Source organism: Brooklawnia sp. (assembly GCF_032229645.1).
Taxonomy (GTDB): Bacteria; Actinomycetota; Actinomycetes; order Propionibacteriales; family Propionibacteriaceae; genus Brooklawnia.
In genome coordinates, this window is record NZ_JAVTWX010000003.1 from 1 (window position 1) to 20924 (window position 20924).

Annotated in this window: 19 protein-coding genes and 1 CRISPR repeat array; of the genes, 3 read left to right on the top strand and 16 right to left on the bottom strand. The window is 61.9% G+C overall.

Annotated features, from left to right (window positions below):
- The first annotated feature begins 47 nt into the window (after positions 1–47).
- A CRISPR array of direct repeats spans positions 48–198; the repeat unit is 29 nt; unit sequence CGGATGACCCCCGCTCGCGCGGGGACGAC.
- Between the two features lie 9 nt (positions 199–207).
- The 14 genes from cas2e to fumC form a co-directional block, all read right to left on the bottom strand.
- Positions 208–498, bottom strand: coding sequence for a type I-E CRISPR-associated endoribonuclease Cas2e (gene cas2e / locus AAFP05_RS00185; protein WP_341727828.1), 291 nt, complete (start codon positions 496–498; stop codon positions 208–210).
- The gene (gene cas1e, locus AAFP05_RS00190) at positions 492–1487 is read right to left on the bottom strand and encodes a type I-E CRISPR-associated endonuclease Cas1e (RefSeq protein ID WP_341727829.1); all 996 of its coding nucleotides are present in this window, start codon (positions 1485–1487) and stop codon (positions 492–494) included. The genes cas2e and cas1e overlap by 7 nt, the downstream gene beginning before the upstream one ends.
- Positions 1471–2199, bottom strand: a complete 729-nt coding sequence (gene cas6e / locus AAFP05_RS00195) for a type I-E CRISPR-associated protein Cas6/Cse3/CasE (protein ID WP_341727830.1) — start codon at positions 2197–2199, stop codon at positions 1471–1473. The genes cas1e and cas6e overlap by 17 nt, the downstream gene beginning before the upstream one ends.
- Positions 2200–2205: 6 nt before the next feature.
- Positions 2206–2991 (bottom strand): type I-E CRISPR-associated protein Cas5/CasD, encoded by a 786-nt coding sequence (gene cas5e / locus AAFP05_RS00200; protein ID WP_341727831.1) that lies wholly within the window; start codon positions 2989–2991, stop codon positions 2206–2208.
- Complete coding sequence (gene cas7e, locus AAFP05_RS00205) at positions 2984–4141, bottom strand: type I-E CRISPR-associated protein Cas7/Cse4/CasC (RefSeq protein WP_341727832.1); 1158 nt, start codon at positions 4139–4141, stop codon at positions 2984–2986. The genes cas5e and cas7e overlap by 8 nt, the downstream gene beginning before the upstream one ends.
- Position 4142: 1 nt before the next feature.
- On the bottom strand, positions 4143–4679 hold the full coding sequence (casB, locus tag AAFP05_RS00210) for a type I-E CRISPR-associated protein Cse2/CasB (protein ID WP_341727833.1): 537 nt from the start codon (positions 4677–4679) through the stop codon (positions 4143–4145).
- Positions 4676–6271, bottom strand: coding sequence for a type I-E CRISPR-associated protein Cse1/CasA (gene casA, locus AAFP05_RS00215; protein ID WP_341727834.1), 1596 nt, complete (start codon positions 6269–6271; stop codon positions 4676–4678). Before casA ends, casB begins: the two co-directional genes overlap by 4 nt.
- Positions 6272–6437: 166 nt before the next feature.
- Positions 6438–9140 carry a CRISPR-associated helicase Cas3' gene (cas3, locus tag AAFP05_RS00220; protein WP_341727835.1) on the bottom strand — a complete coding sequence of 901 codons (2703 nt, stop codon included), beginning with the start codon at positions 9138–9140 and terminating at the stop codon, positions 6438–6440.
- 100 nt (positions 9141–9240) lie between these two features.
- On the bottom strand, positions 9241–10029 hold the full coding sequence (locus AAFP05_RS00225) for a TraX family protein (protein ID WP_341727836.1): 789 nt from the start codon (positions 10027–10029) through the stop codon (positions 9241–9243).
- 204 nt (positions 10030–10233) lie between these two features.
- On the bottom strand, positions 10234–11445 hold the full coding sequence (locus tag AAFP05_RS00230) for a HipA domain-containing protein (RefSeq protein WP_341727837.1): 1212 nt from the start codon (positions 11443–11445) through the stop codon (positions 10234–10236).
- Positions 11438–11713: a helix-turn-helix domain-containing protein gene (locus AAFP05_RS00235; protein WP_341727838.1), complete on the bottom strand. Its 276-nt coding sequence runs from the start codon at positions 11711–11713 to the stop codon at positions 11438–11440. The genes AAFP05_RS00230 and AAFP05_RS00235 overlap by 8 nt, the downstream gene beginning before the upstream one ends.
- A 23-nt stretch (positions 11714–11736) precedes the next feature.
- Positions 11737–13215: a sodium/proline symporter PutP gene (gene putP, locus AAFP05_RS00240; protein WP_341727839.1), complete on the bottom strand. Its 1479-nt coding sequence runs from the start codon at positions 13213–13215 to the stop codon at positions 11737–11739.
- 124 nt (positions 13216–13339) lie between these two features.
- The gene (locus tag AAFP05_RS00245; protein ID WP_341727840.1) at positions 13340–13960 is read right to left on the bottom strand and encodes a GNAT family N-acetyltransferase; all 621 of its coding nucleotides are present in this window, start codon (positions 13958–13960) and stop codon (positions 13340–13342) included.
- Positions 13961–14179: 219 nt separating this feature from the next.
- Positions 14180–15580, bottom strand: a complete 1401-nt coding sequence (gene fumC, locus AAFP05_RS00250; protein WP_341727841.1) for a class II fumarate hydratase — start codon at positions 15578–15580, stop codon at positions 14180–14182.
- A gap of 121 nt (positions 15581–15701) precedes the next feature.
- Between fumC and AAFP05_RS00255 the strand changes: the two genes are divergently transcribed.
- From AAFP05_RS00255 to dapC, 3 genes are all read left to right on the top strand, one after another.
- Positions 15702–17495, top strand: a complete 1794-nt coding sequence (locus AAFP05_RS00255; protein WP_341727842.1) for a VanW family protein — start codon at positions 15702–15704, stop codon at positions 17493–17495.
- A 113-nt stretch (positions 17496–17608) separates the two neighbouring features.
- Positions 17609–17926, top strand: a complete 318-nt coding sequence (fdxA, locus tag AAFP05_RS00260; protein ID WP_341727843.1) for a ferredoxin — start codon at positions 17609–17611, stop codon at positions 17924–17926.
- Positions 17927–17937: 11 nt separating this feature from the next.
- Positions 17938–19038, top strand: a complete 1101-nt coding sequence (gene dapC, locus AAFP05_RS00265) for a succinyldiaminopimelate transaminase (protein ID WP_341727844.1) — start codon at positions 17938–17940, stop codon at positions 19036–19038.
- A gap of 23 nt (positions 19039–19061) precedes the next feature.
- Here the strand turns inward: dapC and AAFP05_RS00270 are convergent, their stop codons facing one another.
- Together AAFP05_RS00270 and dapD are read right to left on the bottom strand one after the other, a co-directional pair.
- Positions 19062–19883 carry a hypothetical protein gene (locus tag AAFP05_RS00270; RefSeq protein ID WP_341727845.1) on the bottom strand — a complete coding sequence of 274 codons (822 nt, stop codon included), beginning with the start codon at positions 19881–19883 and terminating at the stop codon, positions 19062–19064.
- Between the two features lie 68 nt (positions 19884–19951).
- The gene (gene dapD, locus AAFP05_RS00275) at positions 19952–20923 is read right to left on the bottom strand and encodes a 2,3,4,5-tetrahydropyridine-2,6-dicarboxylate N-succinyltransferase (RefSeq protein ID WP_341727846.1); all 972 of its coding nucleotides are present in this window, start codon (positions 20921–20923) and stop codon (positions 19952–19954) included.
- Position 20924 lies beyond the last annotated feature (1 nt).

The following is a 20924-nucleotide window of genomic DNA, read 5'->3' on the forward strand; positions in this document are numbered from 1 at the left end:
TCTCGCGGGGACGACAAGCCCGCCGGCACGTCGGTGGTGGAGATGTACGGATGACCCCCGCTCGCGCGGGGACGACGGGCTTCACCCAAACCCCGAGCGAGCACGATCCGGATGACCCCCGCTCGCGCGGGGACGACTGCATCTCGGGCGGCAGGGTGTCGATGGTTGCCGGATGACCCCCGCTCGCGCGGGGACGACACTACTTGACTAGTGCTTTTGTAGACGCCGACGGGCAACCAGAGTTACCCCGTCGAAGTCTACGGGTGCCCAACGATCAGTCCCTGCTGTTCTCACGGCCCACCCTTGCTCGGTTTGCGCTGGCTCAATCATAACGACCTGTCCAGAACCAATTCGTTCGGCCAGAATCTGCCATAGGTGGTCCCGAATGCGTCGGCCTGGGTTGCCGACGAAGACCCCAGCTTGCACTTCGACCATCCACCTTGTGAGGTGGCCCCGCAGTCCTTCGGGACCTGCGACGATGACAATGACGGTCACCACGGCACCTGATCAGGTAACTCTGGCCCGGAGATTGTCAGGTAGCCGCCACTGATGATCTCGTCGACATCCGCATCGTCAAGTCCCCAATTTCGACCACTACGGACGACATCCGAGCTGCTTCTCCAAAGTTGGCGATGGTCCTCGGTCTCCGGCTCAATGGCGTTGTCCATCAGCAGGTTCATAAGATCCTTGACTATCTGCTTCATGAACTTCGTCTCGCGAAAACGGTCTCGCAGGGCCCAGCGCATGTCGGATTCGTCGGTCTGATCTTTGGCGGCCAGATCGAAGGCGAGTGGTATTGAGTACTCGGCCTTGTATAGGTCGGCGACGTCGAGAACGAACGACAGGGCGTGGCCGGTGTGGACAAATCCCAGCGCCGGGCTTGCCCCGATCCCTACGATTGCCGCGTGGCAAACTCCGTAGAGGCATGAGTTTGCGGCAGAGAGCAATCGGTTGACATCGTCCCCTGCGCCGAATGCGTCACCAGCAACATAGGACCTCTTGTCCCAGGGGACGCCCGTCCGCTCGGAGTTCTCCCGGTAGATTCGCTTGACCCGCGCTCCCTCCCTACCGAGCAGTTGCTGCATGGTTGCGCTTGAAATGTCCTCGTCGGGGAAACGCATCCCATACATATTCCTCGCCACTGCTACACGTAGTTGCGGACGGGAAACCAGGTAGGCCTGCCGCTCGATTACCTGTGATCCACGGCTGGGACCCAGACCGTGAGCATAGAACCGCACGCCTTGCTCGCCGATCCAGCACACCGCGGTTCCGGAGTCCGCCAGCAGCCTTATGGCCGCGTGCGTGACACGTGTCCCCGGTCCAAGGAGGAGTGTAGCGATGAACGCCGCAGGCAGCCGCACAGTGCGTTCCTTGTTGACGAAGATCACTGCATTCTCGGCTCGGTCTATGTGACACCGTTCCACATAGACCGAGCTGAGACGGTCGGAGACCTGGTGCAGAGACTGTGTTTCAGCCAGCCACCACACTTCGTCCTCCTGCTGGAGCCAGCGTCACTAGGCCACATCCATATGCTTTGGCTTTCCCGATGCCAGCGGTGAGAGTGCGGATCATTAGCTCGGGGTCGGTGACTTCCAGTTCTCCTTCGAAGGTGGCCAAATCCAGCGTTACAGGTGGCTCTCCGCGACGGCGGGTGAACCGCTCATGGGATCGTTCAACAATCCCTACGGTGGGGAATTCGCTGCTACCGACAGTAAAGCCCCATTGATCGTGATCGTCGGCCGCCCGTTTCAGGAACCACGTCAGCTGTTGGGGCGCGGAGCGCTCTCCAAGGTGTACTGCTCTGCGGGGCGAGGACGACAGCTGTGCTTGCTGGGTGGGAGTCGGGGCCACCGGACTGTGAGAGCTGGTGACGGTGTTGAGCGTTGTGCGAAATGAGAACCGCCTACCTTGGATGACCATTGCTAAGGCCGGTGCATAGTCCGCAACTTTTGGATCACCTCCATCAGCGCCGGGCCAGCCTGCCTGTTCGAGGATGTGGTCCCAGTTGGGACGGCTCTGCGTCAGCACCAGCACCCGGCTGCTGTGATCGGCTTGCTCCAGTCGCCAGAGTATCGTCTCTTCAACTGGTTGGACGGCGAGGCCGCCCAGGAGCGCGGCATGCATGCGTTGCCTGTTGGAAACCAGTCGTTGACCTGCTCGACGCAACGGATTGATCGGAATACTCGACAAGTAAGTCATTGTTGGTCACCAACCCAGTAGTTCGAAGGGGTCATGCCCTGATTTCGGTGAGTCATTTCCGGGTTCGGGCACAAGCCCCGTTGGAAGGTCCACCCAGCCCGAATGCACTTTTCTCGTGCGCATTCCCCGATATCGGGGGTCGAAGCTCACAGGTACATCCGATTTGATGGTCCCTCCCTCGGGATCGTCCCAGCTCGCTGCCAGTCGGACTGTCGCTGACTTCACCCTAGAGCGCGCGTGCGAGGCGGATTGCCAAGGAACGCGACCGATAATATCGGGCAATTGTCCCTGCCATAGGTCTTCCCCAGCAATACCGAGTACCAGAGGCTGAGTGGGGACACAGGAGCGTCGGCCCAAAGCTAACGGGAAAATTGGATGACGTAGTGCAGTGGCCAGACTCTCAAGGAAGCCCGGATCACCCTGAAGGACCGCGACGAAAACGGCGTCCTCCAGGTAGTACCGGTGCGTCGGCTGGGTGAACTTCTTGGGGCTTGTTCGCTTTTGACGGCCCTTTGCATCAACATTTGCTGATAGCAGCGGTGTTTCCGGACGATCAGAGACCGTGTGGTAATCCCGCAGGAGACTGCCCGGCTGATCCGACCGGACGCCCATCCGAAGTGCCACAAGATCTTCGATAGGGTCAGGTCGGCGACGCCCCAACGCCGCTGCGAGCAGTCCCACAACCCCGGATTTAGTCGGCGTGGAGGAGGTCCGTCGCTGATTGAATTGACTGGCATCCCCCCACGACTGTAACGGTCCCGCGAGCCTGAGCGCAATGCATTCGTCATTCATCAGCGTTGCTTTCGCTCAGCTTATGTTTGATTGAGTCGAGGAGTTCGGTGAAGGTCAAACTGGGGCCGAACACATTGGTTAGGGTCTTGGTGCTGGGCTCGTCTTGCACCTGAACATAGCTGGATGCGACCAATAGCGGGCGGTCTCCCCAGCGTTCCGTCTCGTTCGTGATAAACTCTGCCAGCTGAATCTCGGACGCTTCGACCATACCTCGTCGGGATGACCATACCGGCTTTTCAAATGCGGAGACATAGTTCACGGGTTGATCGCTCCGAAGGGAGATCATTACAACGGAGGGTCGCGTATGAGCCGCGAACGACGTTTGATGTCCACCGGGCATCGACAGCACAAAAGCTTTGATGAAGTCCACCACACCTTGCGGAACAGCAGAAGCATCGTTGAGGTTATCGCTCAGTTGCCGCGTGGAGACAGTGGCGAAACGATACATGGTCGCCGAGTTGAATTCGATCGTGCCGATCATCCCTGATCCGGTTTCGCTACCTGAATCGGTCTGAAAATCGTCGACAGCAGTGAAGTAGTCGAACTGGTTTTGAGCAGCGTGGGTCGATACCGCGTGCGCGACCTGGGCAGCGGCGTCTACATTGATCTCCGGCAGGTCAGCGACCATGCGCCCGAACAAGGCGACATCAAGGGAATGTCCGCGCCCGACGATTCCAGGCACATCGATAGAGCCAAGAATCTCTGCCAGTCGCTTTCCGTCTCCGGTTTGCCCTTCCCACTGGTCGCGAAGTGCCATCACCTGATCAACAAGCTCTTGGACCTGAGGACGCGAGAAGAACAGCAAGTAGGCACCTTGATCAGCCTTCTTGCCTTCAGTGATCTTCAAGGGAGCGAGGACTGCCTTCGCGAGTTGCGGTGCTGCTTGATCATCAACACCGCGCTTCTTGAATTCACCCGAGAACAGGTCAATGACTCGCCGCGTCCTCACACCCAGATCTTCGCGGGGAATCATTCCGAGTTTGTCAAAAGCGAGGCGTGCTGCACGCTTCCATGACTGGGAGGAGGCGCGCAACCGCTGGACGCCGCCGTAGATGCATTGTTTCGGGGTCCCATTGTCGTCGCGGTTGATATTGGACGGCGGAAGATCCTGCAGAACGTGGATATCGACGAAGTAGTTGTGAGTGGTCATGTCATTTCTCCTTTGATGCAGTGGCGAGTGGGAAGTATTTGGACGCCCAGCTGCGGCGGATTCGAGATTGACGGTCGGGAGACTGCCAGTTTCTGAGATCGGCGAGCAACATGGTGTAGTCGAATGGGGCTGGACGCTCGATGGATTTGAGCTGGCTCACGAGCCCGCGCAGGTGGAAAGTGAGTGCATCGAGATCGGTTGAGGTAACGGCCCGGGTGAAGCGTGCATCCACCGCATCTGTGCTGAACCGGTCGGAGGATCGAAGCAATTTCAGTGCCGAAGCCACGCTGACATCCTGCTTGTGGACGCAGTAGCGCTGGCCTTGTTGGTGAAGGCCGTAGAGCCCGAGTGCGGCGTGTTCAGCGCGAAGGGCAGGGGTGAGACGGCCGTCCTTGGTCAGTTCGCGATACATCCGCCACATGGCTGGAACGTCCCCGGGCTCACGACCCAGGCCAGTTCTCATAGCGGAGAGGTCTGCTCCCGGTGGAGGCTGCCATTTGCCTTCGTTGTCAGCATGGGTCTCCCAGTAGTAGTTCATTGTTCTTCCTTAGGGCGATTGGTGCGATCAGGCAGGGCTTTGTTGAGAGCGCCCCAGAATATGGCTTGGGCATCCGACAGACGGAGCGGTTGATTGCGTCCCTTGACCTGACGGCCCGCAACAGCAGATGGGGCAGCGCTGTCGAGCAGTTGTTCCGCGAGCTGACCAGCGGAATCCCAGACCACCCGCTGCCAAGCGGCCATTCCTTCTTCGTAGAGGTCGGGCTCTTTCTGGAGAACGTGGAGAACCCGCAGTGTCGGAGTATCGAGTTGGCTCATGTAATTGTCCCCGGGGTGGTTCCCGGCGCCCCAGGGAACCGCATCCCCTCCCTCGGCGCGACGAATATTCGCGTCCAGGTCGTTGAGAGCCTTGCGAACAGCTTCTGCGCGCTCGGCAAGTTCAACCAGATCTCTGCGGAGCGGAGTTCCATCGGCATCGCTGAGCGCCCTGACAGGTACGGGTATGGAATCGGCGATTACATCTTCGACAACGGCGGACTGGTTGCCGTAGAGAACCCCCACGCACAGCACATCCAGGGGATAGGTGTCGCCGAGCAACCCATGCACCCAGCCGATTTGGCGCAGGGCCAAGGAAGTAGAAAACTCATCACTGTTGCCGTCGTGCTCTTCCATCGACAAGAGAGCGTTCATCCCTCGCCAGGCAGATCTGCCCGGTTGATGGCGAACGGGCCGCTGTGACACGGAGACCGTGGTTTTCGGTCCGGGCTTCACTTGCCGCCAGATGCAATGCGGTTCGAGGTCTGGTGGAGTGAACTCAAGCCGATCTCCAGCACTGACGGTGACTGCGACAATGGTGTTGCCGTCGGATTGAAGACGAATGCGCCGCGATTGCCAGGTCAAGAGTTCCTTGATGCCCTTGGGCTGGTGCTGCGACCACTGCGGGCCCCAATCCCTTCGCCACGCGGGAATGTCCTCGTCTGAACTCGGCCCGATCGGGACACTGAGCATCAATGTCTCGAATAGGGATCGGCCCATGGGCAGCGTGACGCCTAGCTGTCCTAGCGGCCCGGTGGGATTTCCAGTAGTCTTGCCAGCCTTGGCTGCCGGATCGCCTACGGCACCGGTTTTTATTGCGGCCGGGTCCCAGCACATACATGACACCAGGTGCACAGCCGCCTCGGCGAATGTGAATGGCGGCAAAGTGGCGTCGGTCTCGGATGAGAACAGAGGAACGTTGTTTCCGCTTGCCACTTCAGGGCGGAGCAGTGCTACAGACTTCCAGATTCCTGATGATGGTTCCAGTCCGGCCACTTGGTAAAAGGGATGCTCTCCGAACAAGTCGAACCGGTCGTGATAGCGGTCGAAGTAGCTGTCGATGCGGTCGTGGTCAAAGTGCCCGGTCTCAAACCGAGCCCGCCACTCGTCGATGGTGGGCGGGAGTCCGGCGATATCGAGAATCACGGCAAGCAGGAACCGGTACAGCGCAACCGTTTCTAGGGGGCTACTCGAATCGACGCCAATGATCGAATCTGCTTGAGCCAGTGCGTCCCGCAGGGTGACGATTGCAGGACCGTCCTTGGTGACGACCCGGATGAACGTCCGGTCGATGAGGTTGTAGGAGGAGGTCTTCATAACTTCGATCCTAGCAGCTAATAGGTTATGGATGGGTGAAAGATCCCGGATTCGTCGAGTCAACCTTGAATCAGTCCTTATGCTGGGTGCGTCCCCGACGCGCGGAGGTCACCCGAGGTTTTGGATCGGGATGCAGCAGTCCCCGCGAAAGCGGGGGTGGGTTTGGTCATCGATCAAGACGATTGATGACCAAACCCAACTGATCGTCGTAATGGATGGTTGACTCCTTCGTCCAGGCCCGCTTGTGGGTATCCAGAACGAGTGCATCTTGCCAGGCCAGAAGCGGAATGTTGGCCCAGGCGGGCAAGGGCTGAACGTCTCCAAGATTCTCGGACTCTCTCACCCGGACGCAATCCCCGAGGACGCGGCGGGCCAGGTTCGGGTCGCAGCAGCGTTCGCCGTTCGGTCCCAGCGGGTGACCATCCAACGAAAGGTAGCCGTCCTTGTCACGCACTACCAGGCATACCTCCCTAGTTGGTTCCCCATCGCGTACCACCGGATGTTTGTCGGTCTCGGCAGCGCTCTGGAAGTGAATGCCTTCAAGCGTCCGCCGGCCTGGGATGAGATTGTCTCCCAGCCTGAAGGTGCCGGCTTTCCCGGTACGCCTGGATTCGTCGGATCGCAGGTCGGCTCGCGCAGCAACGACAGATGGCCAGCCGGACGTGTCCTCCCAGGCAGAGCCGTAAGCCTCCGCGACGATTCGTGGGATACTGCTCGGTATAGTCCAAGCCGTATTTTCAGCGCTGAGTTGATAGGCCGCGGCCAGCAGTGTCCAACGGGCATAGATGTATTCGAAGGGCTTCGGCCATGAAGGCTCATTTGAACTCGTAAAGTTCAGCCCGGTGATAATCGCGCGAGGAGTGCGCATACTTAGCGGCCTGTCTTCTTCCGGGCGATCATGGCGATGCAGCCGGCCAATGCGCTGAAGCAGCAGGTCAGCAGGTGCCAGGTCGGTGAAGAGTAGATCAGCGTCGACATCGAAGGACTGTTCGGCAATCTGCGTAGCGACGACGACCAGCCGCTCCGGGCGCCCGGAACCGCGATGCCTGTCTTTTCCGAGTAGGTCCACAAGGTCGGCGGTCCTGTCGGCTCGTGCCCCGGTAGCCAGGCGTCCGTGCAGGATCCGGGTCGGAATTCCTCTCTCCTGAAGCTGCTGGTACACCTGCTGTGCCCGGCGCACCGTGTTGACAATGACAAGTAGGCAGCCACCCTGCGATGATTCCTGATCGATGTTATCTACCAGTGGCGTCAGATCGCCCGGATCATCAGCGGACAGAACCTCCACGGAAATTGCGGAATCCTGTCGGAACGGCAGACACGAGCGCTGGGAAACCGTGCCATCGGGGGACACCGACGTAATAATGGGGTAACGATCGGAGGGTTCGATCGCGGCATGGCCGGGGGTGTACGCAGCAATAAGCCCGTCGCGCAGATCTGGGGGCAGGGTCGCAGACATAAGGATGACGGGGATACCTGCTCCGGCACACCACCTGAGCAGTTCATGAAGGAAGACCGACATATAGACGTCGTAGCTGTGCACCTCGTCGATGATGAGGACTTTTCCGGCAAGCCCTGCGTGCCGCAACATCACATACTTGGAGCGCACCGCCGCACGCAGTACCTGGTCGACAGTGCCCACGATCAGCGGAGACAGCAACTGCCGGTGGCGTCCGAGTAACCAAGCGGCCGGTACACAGGGTTGTCGAGTGGTCTGCTGGGATGATGGCCCATAAACATCGTCATCGTCGTATATGTCCGATAGTTCGGCAGCGTCCTGGTGTAAGACCTTCAACCAATGCTCGTTCAGCATCGCCTTGCCATGCAGAAGAGCCACTGGCATATCCGGTCGTAACCGCTTGTTCCACTCGGCTACCCGCTCATACATGGTGTCGGTGGTGCCCTGAGTGGGCATGGCGAAGACAAACCCGTCGCAGCCGAACCTCCGGGCCAGGATCTCGGAGGCGAACTCACCGGCCTCGGTCTTTCCCTCGCCCATGGGCGCTTCGATGATGATCAGACCCGGCTTCGGCATATCCAGCGCCGCCTCGGCCGCAAGCTGTTGAAGCGGTCGGGGATCGAAGCCGAATTGGTCCCGGAATGCTGCCAGATCAGAGGCGAGTTCGGATGGTTGCCACCCGGAGGTGAACCCGAGATGCTGCCACGCTTGCCGGGCACGCTGTCGTGCTTCCTCCGCATCTTCACTGCGCAATCCGATTCCCGGAAACTCGGACGAGCTGGCGATCCAGTCGGCCATCACGACATAGCCGCATAGCTGCAACTGGAGAGACGGGGAGGGAGGAGTCTGTGTAATGAGTACCGATAGAGGAATACCGGTCTCGCGAACAATTAGATCAACCAGAGCCTTTTGGGTGGGCTCCCACTCCTGTTCGGCTCGTTGTTGCCTGGAGGGTCGGCTGTGGGGCAGATCAATGATCTTCCCGTGGTGCCCGAGAATAATCGACTCAGCCCAAGGCGCCCGGGAAGCCGCCAGCTCCGGTGACTCAGTATTGAGCAGATTCATGAGCAACCAAGCTCCGGACCGGGTGTGATGCCATTTCTTGTCAGGGTCTGATGCACGGAGTCTGATCGGCAACGAATCTGCCAGAGGTGCGGCAAGCTGAGGGCATTTTCGCTGGAACTCGGGCGTGGCCTTGCCGATGTCGTGCAATGCGCAGATCAGGACAAATACCTGGCGACCTCGTCCATCGCAGGCATCATCCAGCAACTGCTTGGTGATGGGCGCCATGAACTCGTCCCAGATGATCTCGGCAACAGCCGCTGTGTCCAAGAGATGGCCGATCAGGGAATGCGGGCTACCGCACGCGTCCGACTTGGCCCATAGCAGCTGGAGAACATCATCGTGAGGCATGTACATCATGCTGGCATTGCCCGCCGACAATTTTGGCGCCTCGTGCGCTTCCGAGGTGAGAAGGTGCCGGTTCGATGAGGGTGATTCGCTGGCAGAGTGCTCAAGTCATCCAAACGAACGCTGAGATCAGATACAGCACCACGATGTGGGCCGGGTAGAAGATGTAGAAGAAGTACTTCATGCCGCGGCCCTTGCGTCCGTTGAAGAACCAGATCGGGATGATCGCGAAGACCATGATCCACTGCGTCATCCCGAGCACCGCGTACGCTGCCGCCACCAGGGCGATGCACAGGCACTGAATCTTGCGATTGTCGTTGAACAGGTAGAGCAGCGGAATCAGCAGCACCATCAGGTTGTTCTCGGCCAGCAAGATCGCCGGCGTCAGGGCATCCAGTACCAGCACCAAGGTGGGCTGCTGAGTCACGTTCAGCACCAAGATCACGATGACGGTGGTCACGAACGGAATCGCCAGGAAGAGCACACCGAGCAGCGTCCGCTTGAAGTCATGATCGCGGTGGCCCTCGCGGCAGCAGTCGATGCCGTACATGAACAGCGTCCCGATGAACAGGTCGCGGAAGATGTTGTTGATCAGCTGAACCTCGTCGTAGCCGACTATCCGTTGCACCGCGAAGGTCAGCAAGGTCATGCCGACCATGAAGCCGTACAGCCGCCACATGTACGTCTTCTTCGAATGCGTATACGAGTACCCGACAACGCTGACGAAGAAGAAGAGCGTCGCCACCGGTCGTCCGAACCAATCGAGCCAACCCGGCGCACCGAACGGGACGAACATCTGGTGAACGTGATCGACCACCATCAATACGATGCCGAGCACCTTCAGGTCGAAGGTTGACATCCCTTTGGTCTTGCTCGCTTGTGCAGTCTTCATGAGCACTTCCGTGGTCTTCGTTGGATGGGGCCGATCCCGCTCCCCAAACCGCAAGGCATTGGAGGCGGTGCTCACGCGATAGTAACCAGATCGGTGAAACCTGCCATCAGCGGCGCGCAGGGCTCCCATCTCCATGCGGCAGACTGCGCCAATGCGGCAGACTGCGCCAATGGGGCCGGAGCCAACGCTTGGTGTTACCTGACCCTACGCACGGACCATGTCCTTGGTTGTGGCCGTGAACAGTTGCGCGACGTCGCTGATCAACCCCGATGACACGCCATGCATGGTGAAAGCGTCCTCAAATCGCTCCAAGACGACTGTCGCCGTGTCCTGAGCAATGCCCACCACACGAATAGGATCGAGACCGCTGACTCTGGCGAGTTTGGCCCAGTGGCCGGGCTGAATTTGCTGGGGACGTAGTGCCCCGCTGATGGGCATGGCCAGCCGGTCCTCAGAAAGCTGCGGCCAGATCATCGTTGGGTTGGAGTCGTACAACGGTGTGAGCCGAACCCCATCGTCCAGAAAGATCGAATAGTTCTTGGCGTGCGCATCGGTATTGCCCAGCGCGGTGTTGAACGACAGCATCCGGATGAAGGCGTACATCTCGTCTTCGCCGGCGTGCCTGCGCGTGATGTCCAACATCTGGCGGGCTGATATGCCGTACTTTTGGCTCGGCGGGCGACCCTGGGCTTGAGCGAAATCCTCGGTGTGGACCCGCCTGATTCTGCCATTTGCGATCTGCCGGTCGAACCGTTCGGTCACATAGGTGCGCTGGCCCAAGAATTCGGTGGCTTCCGCCCGCGGCGCAGGTATTCCGGCCCGGCGCGCCAATTCGAGCGAGCCGGCCTCGATCTCGGGTACCTGCTCAAGTCGGCTTAGCGCCGGTTTGAAAATGTGGGTCGAAGGCAGCGTTGCACTAGACCAGAACCAAGATTCGCCCACCTGTGCCAGGGTGAACTTTCCCTGGGCCCCGGCCAGAGACATTCGGCTTGTGCCGATGAGTTCGGGGGCGAGCCACGCGGATGGGTTTCGGGTGATGCTGGCGATTCTGTCTGCGATCTCGTCGATAGATGCCGGCTGCGCCACGCTTGGACGATCGCTCAGACTGTGACCTTCCGGCAGCAGGACGAGGGCGCCTGCCACGTCTTCCCCCATCCTCGATAAGAGGTCGAACGGACGATTCGGAACGCCCAGCCTCCGTGACCATGCACCGCGCACATCTTCGTTGTCCGGCAGCAGATTGTTCAAGAGGTTGGCGGCAGCCCGGCTGGTGGCTTGCCCGTCACGGGGAAGTGACAGCGAGATAGGGGTCGGGGGAGCGTCATCATCATAGACAAATCGGATGATCTGGTCGTCTGAGCGGGTGAATCGGCCGATATGAGAACCATCCTTGAATACCTCAAGCGTGTCAGCCACGGAACTGTTCTTTCAGCTGACCGTCCGCGTCGAACTCGTAATCGGGACGAACAGGGACCGCCCGGGGAGATAACCCCAAGGTCTGGAGGACAGCGAGCACTTTGCCTATTTCGGCCCTCGGATGATTGCCCTCCAGGTCGGAGATGAACTGCCGCCCCACCCCTGCCCTGCGGGCAAGCTCGGCCTGAGTCCAACCATTCTCGTGACGCGCTTCGGCCACCACCTCGGCCAGCCGCTCGGTGGTGTTGATGAACGGGCGCGTCTCCACGGTTTCATCCTATGTGGAGTACCTCAGAAGGCCTTGACGCTGGCCATCTCGACAGCCTGATCGAACTCCGCGTCCACATCGGGCTTCTTGGTGATCAGGGAGACTGCGACCGTCACGATGACGTTCACGATGAATCCGGGCACCAACTCATACAGCGCGCTCCACGGGGTGTACTGCCAGCAGAAAACTGTGACTGCGGCGCAGATCATGCCGGTCATTGCGCCCGGTGCAGTAAGCCGCTTCCAGAACAGCGACAGCAGCACGATCGGGCCGAAGCTGGCTCCGAATCCGGCCCACGCGAACGCCACCAACCCGAGGATCGTGTTGTTCTGCGTCCAGGCGAGTGACATCGCGATGACTGCCACCAGGAAGACACCTCCGCGTCCCAGCCACACCTGCACGCGCGGGCTCAGCTCGCGCTTCAACACGATCTTCGTGAGATCCTCCACGAGCGCGGATGACGAGACGATCAGCTGCGACGATACGGTCGACATGATCGCTGCCAGCACGGCGGCCAGCACGAAGCCCGCGATGAGCGGATGGAACATCAGCTGTGCCATCGCCAAGAAGATGGCTTCGGGATTGTCCAGGGTCAATTCAGGATGCTGTGTGAAATACGCCAAGCCGGTCAACCCGGTGAACACTGCGCCGACGAGCGACACGAGCATCCAGCCGATGCCGATCCGGCGTCCGGCGGTGGCGTCCGCGGCCGAGCGCAGCGCCATGAAGCGGGTGATGATGTGCGGCTGGCCGAAATAGCCGAGCCCCCATGCCAGACCGGAGATGATCACGACGGCGGTCGTCCCCGAGAACAGCGAGAACGCATGTGGGTTCACCGTCGTGACGACATCGACCATCGCGCCCGGCCCGCCGACCGCGACCAGGCCTAGAACGGGGACGAGCACCAGCGCCACCATCATCAGCAGGCCCTGCATCATGTCGGTGTAGGAGGCGCCAAGGAATCCGCCGAACAGCGTGTAGATGACTGTGACGCTTGCCACCAGCAGCATGCCGATGTGGTAGCTCGAGCCGAACGAGTTCTCGAAGAACACCCCGCCGGCGACCATGCCACTCGACACGTAGAAGGTGAAGAAGACCAAGATCAGCGCCCCGGCCACCACCCGCAGCATGCGAGACCCATCCTTGAGCCGGTTCTCCAGGAACGAGGGGATCGTGATCGAGTTCTGCGCGACTTCGGTGTAGGTCCGGAGCCTGGGTGCCACGAACTTCCAGTTCAGCCACGCACCGACCAACAGGCCGATGGCGATCCAGGAGTCGGCCAGCCCGGTCACATACAGGGCGCCGGGCAGACCCATCATCAGCCAGCCCGACATATCGGATGCGCCGGCGCTGAGCGCTGCGACGGTGGGCGGCAGATTGCGTCCGCCCAGCATGTAGTCGCTCAGATCATTGGTCTTGCGGTTTGCCCAAAAGCCGATCGCAAGCATGGCCGCGAAATAGACCATGATCGCGACGAACATGAACACCTTGTCAGAGTTCACGGCTGTCTCCTCACGTAGGGGCGGCCGGGGTGGCGCCTGCGCAAGAATCTATCGTCCCTGACCGGGCACCGGCGCCCATCCCCAACGATGGACGCCTTTTGATACCTCTTTTCTGCAGGCAGGCTCAAGGCTTTGGCAGAGGCCCGCGTTGCGCCGGACGCCACATTCCGAGCATGGTCTTGCCCCGCTCCAGCGGCACCTCACCCAGCGGGACGAAGCCATGCCGCGCATACAGGCGCGCGCTGCCGGGCGTGGTCGACTCCAGGTAGGCTGCATCATCGGGCCCGAATTGTGCCTCCCGAAAGTCGAGCAATGAGCTGCCAACGCCGCGTCCCTGAAAACCCGGCGCCACGCCCAGCAGATACAGATACCAATGCGGAAAGCGCGGATGGCGCTTCGATGCCTGCATTCCGCTGAGTATCGCCCGCGGCATCCGCCGTCTGAGCCGTCGCCAGTAGGCGGGCAACGTCCGCAACTCGTGCAGCACACCCGAGGGATGGTCCGGACGCGTCCACAGCGCAACCCCGGCCAGATCTCCGTCGATCTCGGCCACATCGACCGCGCCGAACGGCAGGTACTGCGTCCGCATCTCGTAGCCGAACAAATCGGACGCCCGGGCCGCAGCATCGGGAGCAGCACCGAACAGCAGTCGGGTGTATGGATCGTCCGCGAACGCCCGGCCCAGTAGCTCGCCCACCGCGTCCACATCGGCATCCCGCGCAGGACGCACCACAACATCGCTCATCTGGCCGACACTATCTGAGACCGCCAGGAAGCGGCAGACAGCTCTCATCGCTGACTGTGTAGATCTCGGGCCCGCAGTGGGCTCGGTTTCTACACGATCCGGGGGCGGAGGGAAACGGGAGGTGGGAGACGGGGTGAGACGGACACAACACGCAAATGGGCCGCCCACCGGTTGGCAGGCGGCCCATCGTGCTCAGCGTGAGCGCTTCAGATCAGCAGATCACTCGGCCGCACTCGGATGAGTCATGTCTACCGGCACCACCCACGCGTCGAACTCGGCTTCGGTCAGGTCTCCCGACTCGAGAGCCGACTCCTTGAGAGTCAGGCCCTTCTTGTGGGCATTCTTGGCGATCTTCGCGGCTTTGTCGTAGCCGATATGGCGGTTGAGCGCGGTCACCTGCATCAGGTTCGAATCGAGGTTCGCCTGAATACGGGGCATGTTCGGCTCAATACCAACAGCACAGTGATTGTTGAACGACACGCAGGCGTCGCCGATCAGCTGGATCGATTCGAGGCAGCACCAGGCCATCACAGGCTTGAAGACGTTGAGCTGGAAGTTGCCCTGGCTACCGGCGAAACCGACGGTCGCGTCATTGCCGAAGACCTTGGTGGCCACCATGGTCATGGCCTCGGACTGAGTCGGGTTCACCTTGCCCGGCATGATCGAACTGCCCGGCTCGTTCTCGGGAATCGTGAGCTCGCCGATGCCGTTGCGGGGGCCGGACGCATACCAGCGCACATCGTTGGCGATCTTCATCAGCGCATCGGCCAGCACACGCAGCGAGCCCGACACCTGCACCAGCGCGTCATGGGCGGACAGCGAGGCGAACAGATTGTCGGCCTGGACGAACTCGATGCCGGTCTGCTCGCTGATCTTCGTGGCCGTCAGCTTGCCGAAATCGGGGTGCGCGTTCAGGCCTGTGCCCACGGCGGTGCCGCCGATCGCCAGCTCGCGAGCCCGGGAATCTGAATAGCGAATGCCGTCCAGCGCGAAGTCGAGCTGGGCGACCCAGCCGCTGATCACCTGGCCGAGGGTCACCGGAGTGGCGTCTTGCAGGTGGGTGCGCCCGACCATCACCACGTCGGCGAAGTCGTCGGCCTTCGCGGCCAAGGTATCGCGCAGCTTCGTGACATCGCCGTACAGCTTCTCGTTGATCTCGGTGACCACCGCGATGTGCATCGCGGTCGGGAAGGTGTCATTCGAGCTCTGACCACGGTTCACATGGTCATTCGGGTGGACGGGCTTCTTGGTGCCCATCTCGCCGCCGGCGATCTCGATCGCGCGGTTGCTGATGACCTCGTTGGAGTTCATGTTCGACTGAGTGCCCGAGCCGGTCTGGAAGACCACCAGCGGGAAGTCCTCATCGAGCTTGCCGTCGATGACCTCGTCTGCGGCCTGGACGATCAGGTCGGCGATGTCGGCGGGCAACTCGCCAAGGTCAGCATTGGCCTGAGCGGCAGACTTCTTGAGCACACCGAGAGCCTTGATCATCGGGCGTCCCCAGACGAAGGTCGGGCGTCCGATGTCGAAGTTCTGCAGGCTGCGCTGGGTCTGTGCGCCCCAGTACCGGTCAGATGGCACCTCAATTGTGCCCATGGAGTCGGATTCGATGCGTGACATGGGCTAAGCCTAACGATCCGACCCCGCACTGGCTCGGGCGGGTGGCTATGCCCTGGGATATCCTTGGCTGAGGTTTCAACTATCGATTCCGGTGGCCGCTCCGCCGCCGTGAGGAGCCCCCTTGACGCAGATCGCAGCAGGCGCCACCCGAGTCGAACGACCGCATCGAAGCCCTCCGGTTCTCGTCTGGTGGATCGCCGGCGGGCTGCTCGTGCTGCTCGGCGTCGCCTACGTGGCCGCTCACTTCATGGCCGATGATTCGGTACCGCGCAATGCCACGGTCAACGGCGTAGCCATCGGCGGGCTGGATATCGCCCAGGCGACAGCCACGTTGAGTAGCGAGCTTTCTCCGGCCGACACCGCCGCGTTCACGCTGACCGGACAGCCCGGGCAGTCCGCGTCCATCTCGCCGGACGATGCCGGGCTGGGGGTCGACTACGAAGCGACGGTGCATCAGGCCGGGGCCGGGTCCAGCTGGAATCCGCGAGTGCTGATCCGTGTGGTGACCGGCGGTGGCCCCACCGCGCCCGTGGTAACAATCAACGAGGCCACTGCGACGACCCTCATCGAGCAGCTGGCGGCGGACTTCGGGCGGGAGCCGGTTGACGCAAAGCTGGCCCTGGAGGGCATCACCGTCGGGTACGAGCCGATGCTGCTCGGCACCAGTCTCAATGTCGACAAGACCGTCTCCGCCATCGCCGAGGGCTACCAGCAGGCGGCAAGGCGTCCGATCGACGATCGTGACCAGCCGGCCAGCATCGCGGCAGATCTGACCACCACCGAACCTCAGATCACAGACGCCGAAGCCGAGCCTGTGCTCAAACAAGCCGAACTCGCGCTGCAGCCGGTCACCGTTCGCACGCCGGACGCCCAGGCCGAACTCGCCGCCGAGCGCATCGCCGAAGCCACCAGCTTCACCACCTCCGATGGCACGCTGCAACTCGCGATCGACTACCCGCAGCTCTATGACAACGCGGTGGAGGTTCGCGATCGACTTGCCGTCATCCAGGGCAACGACGCCACCGTCGAGATGCATGGCGGTCGTCCGGTGGTGGTGCCGTCGACCGACGGGAGGGGAATCGGTCAGGACGAATTCGCGGCGGCCCTTTCGCCGGTGATCGGCCAGCCGGCCCCGCGCGGCATCGACCTGGGCATCGTCGATGTGCCGGCCCGGTTCAGCACCGCGGACGCCGAGGCGCTCGGCATCAAAGAGGTGGTGGGGGAGTTCACCACCTACTATCCCCACGACTCATACCACAACACGAATCTGGGGCTCGCCGCCGCGGGCATCAACAATGAACTGGTCAAGCCGGGTGAGACATTCAGCCTTTCCCAGGCGACCGGCCCGCGCAATGCATCCACCGGTTATCTGCCCGGCGGGGTGCTGGTGGGAGACCACATCGAATATGCGGTCGGCGGGGGAGTCTCCCAATCGGCAACCACTACGTATAACGCGGCCTTCTTCGCCGGCATGACCGACATTGAGCATCATCCGCACACCGAGTACTTCAGCCAATACCCGCCGGGACGCGAGGCAACAGTCTACGAGGGCGTCCTCGATCTGAAGTTCCGCAACGACACTCCCCACGGGGTGCTGATGGAGGCATTCATCACCCCCTCCTCGGCATCGGGACGCGGTTCGCTCACCGTCAGGGTTTGGTCGACGAAATACTTCGATTCAGTCACCGCGTCAGAGCCGCAGCTGTCCAACTTCAGCTATGGACGAGACCAGATCAGCACCAGCCCCAGTTGCATCGCGCAGAGCCCGTCACAGGGGTTCGATGTGAACTTTCAACGGATCCTGGTCGTGAACGGGCAGACAACCGTCGAGGATCACTTCTGGCGGTATTCGCCGACCGACCGCATCCAATGCAAGCAGCCCGAACCTGCGCAACCGGCCGCCAGTGACGGCTGAGCCTAAGGCGACGCTTCGTGATGAGCCCTCGGGCGCACGTAGTTTACGGGTATACAATCTGCGGGGTATCCGAAGTGGTGTCCGTTGGGGACCTGGCTGACAGGAGATTGTGAATGACGTATGTCATTGCTCTGCCGTGCGTTGACGTCAAGGATCGCGCCTGCGTCGACGAATGTCCTGTCCAATGCATCTACGAAGGACCTCGTTCTTTGTACATCCACCCCGATGAGTGCGTTGACTGCGGAGCTTGCGAGCCGGTCTGTCCCACCGAAGCCATCTACTACGAAGATGACCTGCCCGACGACCAGCAGGAATGGCTCGACATCAACACCCGCTTCTTCGATGACATCGGCTCGCCCGGCGGCGCCACCCGAGTCGGCGTCTACGAGCACGACGAGTCGCGGGTTGCCGCGCTGCCGCCCCAGGCCTGAGGCGGGCATCGGTGGTCAGTCGCTGGACGCGAATCTCCGCGAAACTGCCGGCCTTCCCATGGGATACCTTGGCCGCTGCCAAGGCGACGGCTACCGCTCATGCAGGGGGGCTTGTCGATCTTTCTGTCGGCACTCCCGTTGACCCGACACCCGAAATCGTCCGATCGGCGCTCGCCGGTGCGGCCAATGCGCACGGCTACCCCGCGACCTGGGGTACGCCGGCGCTGCGGGCCGCGATCATCGACTACCTGGCGAAGCGCTGGCAGGCCGAGGGGCTCGACGATCGCAATGTGCTGCCGGTCATCGGCACCAAGGAGATCGTCGGATGGTTGCCTTCTCAGTTGGGTCTCGGCCCGGACGATCTGGTCGTCCTTCCGACGACCGCGTATCCGACCTACGAGGTCGGAGCGCGAATCGCCGGCTGCCGTGTGCAATTCTGCGATGACCCGGACGAGATCGACGGCCGCGCGTCCCTGATCTGGATCAACTACCCGGGAAATCCGACCGGTGCCTTGGCGACCGACGACCTAATGCGTCGCTGGATCCTGGCCGCGCGCGATCAGGGCGCGGCGCTGGCCAGCGACGAATGCTACGGCGAGTTCGGATGGGAGGCCGATCCGGTCTCGGTGCTGCGTCCGGACGTCTGTGCCGGATCACACGACAATCTGCTGGTCGTCAACTCCTTGTCCAAGCGATCGAACATGGCGGGCTATCGCGCCGGCTACCTGGCCGGCGATGCCGGCCTGATCGCCGAGCTGCTGGAGGTTCGCAAGCATTCCGGCATGATGGTGCCCGACCCGGTTCAGGCCGCGATGGTGGCCGCACTGGGCGACCAGAACCATGTCGAGGCACAGCGGGAACGCTATCTGCGGCGCCGCGACGTGCTGAAAGAGGCATTCGGCAAGGCCGGATTCCGGATCGATCACTCAGAAGGCTCGCTCTATCTGTGGGTGACCCGCGGCGAAGGCTGCCGAGAGACCGTCGACTGGCTGGCTGAGCGCGGCATTCTCGCTGCTCCCGGTGACTTCTACGGCGACGCCGAGCATGTGCGGGTCGCGTTGACCGCAACCGACGAGCGTGTCCAGACTGCGGCGGAGCGCTTGACCGCTTGAGGGATCATCTGACACGGTGGCTCTCAGCGCAGGGTGACGACCACCGGGGCAGCCGCCGGAGCAGCGGGCTGCCATGAGGCGTGTTCATTGCCCGAAACGGTCCAGCTTTGCTCGAGCGCCTGCACGGTGACCAACCCCGCATTCTGCCCGCGGACCAGGGCGAGCTGGGCGGCCGCCCATGAGGTGGTGTCGGAGTCGGTGGCTATCAGCAGACCACCGGTGTCCGATGTCGTCACCGTGACGGCGTCGGGCCACACGATCGCAAAGAAGTCGGTGAGGAAAGCGGAATCGGACGGATTCTCGGCCCGGTCGACGCAGCTGATGGCGGCCGGGGAATAGCCCGTCAATGCGCTGGCCCAGGCCCGGCCCTTTGACTCGTGCTGGGCGTACTTCTCGGGATGCGCCGACCGTTGTACCGCCTGGGCGACGTCGTTGATCACTCCGGTCTCCCAGCCGTCGACCTTCACCAGCGCCTCGTAGAACTTCCCGGCCGAATACCACGGATCCATGATCTGCTCGACGCTGCCCCAGCCCTGCGAGGGGCGCTGCTGGAAGAGCCCAACCGAGTCTGCGTCGCCGTAGTCGAGATTGCGCAGATCGGATTCCTGGTAGGCGGTGACCAGAGCGATGGTCGCCGCGCGGGGCGGCAAGCCGCGCCTGATCGACTCCCCGACGATGATCGAGGCGTTGACCGACTGCTCCCAGGTCAGGTAGCTCGACAGATCCTCGACGGTTACCTGACAGCCTTGCGCAGGTCCCACGGGGGTCACCGGTCCCTCCGACGATTGACGGGCGATGAAGGTCACGATCGAGGCGATCAGCACGGCGAGAACCGCGATGATCACGAAGCCGATTGCAGCGCTGCCGGGCTGGCGGGCATCAGGTGGGGCTGGTCGGGAACCGTGTGCCATCGTCAGTTGGCGTGCAATGCGGCATTCAGTTCGACGCGCTGCCCGGCCCTGGGCTTCACGACCACCGCGCCGGTCTGCGAATCGCGCAAGAAGAGCAGATTGCTGGCGCCGCTCAGCTCACGCGCCTTGGCGACCTCGCCGGAGGGCAGCAGCACCTTGGTGCCGGCGGTCACATAGAGGCCCGCCTCGATCACGCAGTTGTCGCCCAGCGAGATACCCAGGCCGGATTCGGCGCCCAACAGGCAGCCCTTGCCGATGCTGATCATCTCTTGACCGCCACCCGACAGGGTGCCCATGATCGACGCGCCGCCTCCGATATCGGAGCCATCGTCGACGACCACGCCCTGGCTGATACGTCCCTCAACCATGGACGCGCCCAAAGTGCCTGCGTTGAAGTTGACGAAGCCTTCGTGCATCACGGTGGTGCCTGCTGCCAGGTGAGCGCCCAGCCGCACCCTGGCGCCGTCGGCGACCCGCACGCCGCTGGGGATCACGTAGTCGAGCATCCGCGGGAACTTGTCCACCGACAGCACGGTCAGACCGCCGCGGTGACCTGACAGGTCGGCGCGGATCTGCTCGAAGCTGTCGGCGTGGCAGGGGCCCAGGGTGGTCCAGACCACGTTCGGCAGCACCGCGAAGATACCGTCCATGTTGATACTGCGCGGCTTGCGCAGTCGGTGGCTGAGCAGATGCAGACGCAGGTAGGCGTCCTCGGTGGTGACGGGCGCTTCGTCCAGATCGATGACGGTGCGCACGATCTCGGTGTTGATACGACGGGTCACGCTGTGAATCCGGTGTGCTCGCAGCGACTTGGGGGGACGCGCGTCGGGCTCCGGCTCACCGGTCATCGGCTCGGGATACCAGGTGTCCAGGACTTGTCCGGAGGAATGGACACTTCGCAGACCCCACCCCCATGCCTTCTGGCCGGGGGCGGTCGTCGGGTCGATGTCGCTGGAGTCGTCATGCTCGATCATG

Coding starts and splice junctions, on each gene's coding strand:
- casB (WP_341727833.1), bottom strand. CDS start 4,679: ATGAACTACTACTGGGAGACCCATGCTGACAACGAAGGCAAATGGCAG.
- cas5e (WP_341727831.1), bottom strand. CDS start 2,991: ATGAATGACGAATGCATTGCGCTCAGGCTCGCGGGACCGTTACAGTCG.
- dapD (WP_341727846.1), bottom strand. CDS start 20,923: ATGATCGAGCATGACGACTCCAGCGACATCGACCCGACGACCGCCCCC.
- cas7e (WP_341727832.1), bottom strand. CDS start 4,141: ATGACCACTCACAACTACTTCGTCGATATCCACGTTCTGCAGGATCTT.
- fdxA (WP_341727843.1), top strand. CDS start 17,609: ATGACGTATGTCATTGCTCTGCCGTGCGTTGACGTCAAGGATCGCGCC.
- AAFP05_RS00245 (WP_341727840.1), bottom strand. CDS start 13,960: ATGAGCGATGTTGTGGTGCGTCCTGCGCGGGATGCCGATGTGGACGCG.
- cas3 (WP_341727835.1), bottom strand. CDS start 9,140: ATGCCTCACGATGATGTTCTCCAGCTGCTATGGGCCAAGTCGGACGCG.
- fumC (WP_341727841.1), bottom strand. CDS start 15,580: ATGTCACGCATCGAATCCGACTCCATGGGCACAATTGAGGTGCCATCT.
- cas6e (WP_341727830.1), bottom strand. CDS start 2,199: ATGACTTACTTGTCGAGTATTCCGATCAATCCGTTGCGTCGAGCAGGT.
- AAFP05_RS00225 (WP_341727836.1), bottom strand. CDS start 10,029: ATGAAGACTGCACAAGCGAGCAAGACCAAAGGGATGTCAACCTTCGAC.
- casA (WP_341727834.1), bottom strand. CDS start 6,271: ATGAAGACCTCCTCCTACAACCTCATCGACCGGACGTTCATCCGGGTC.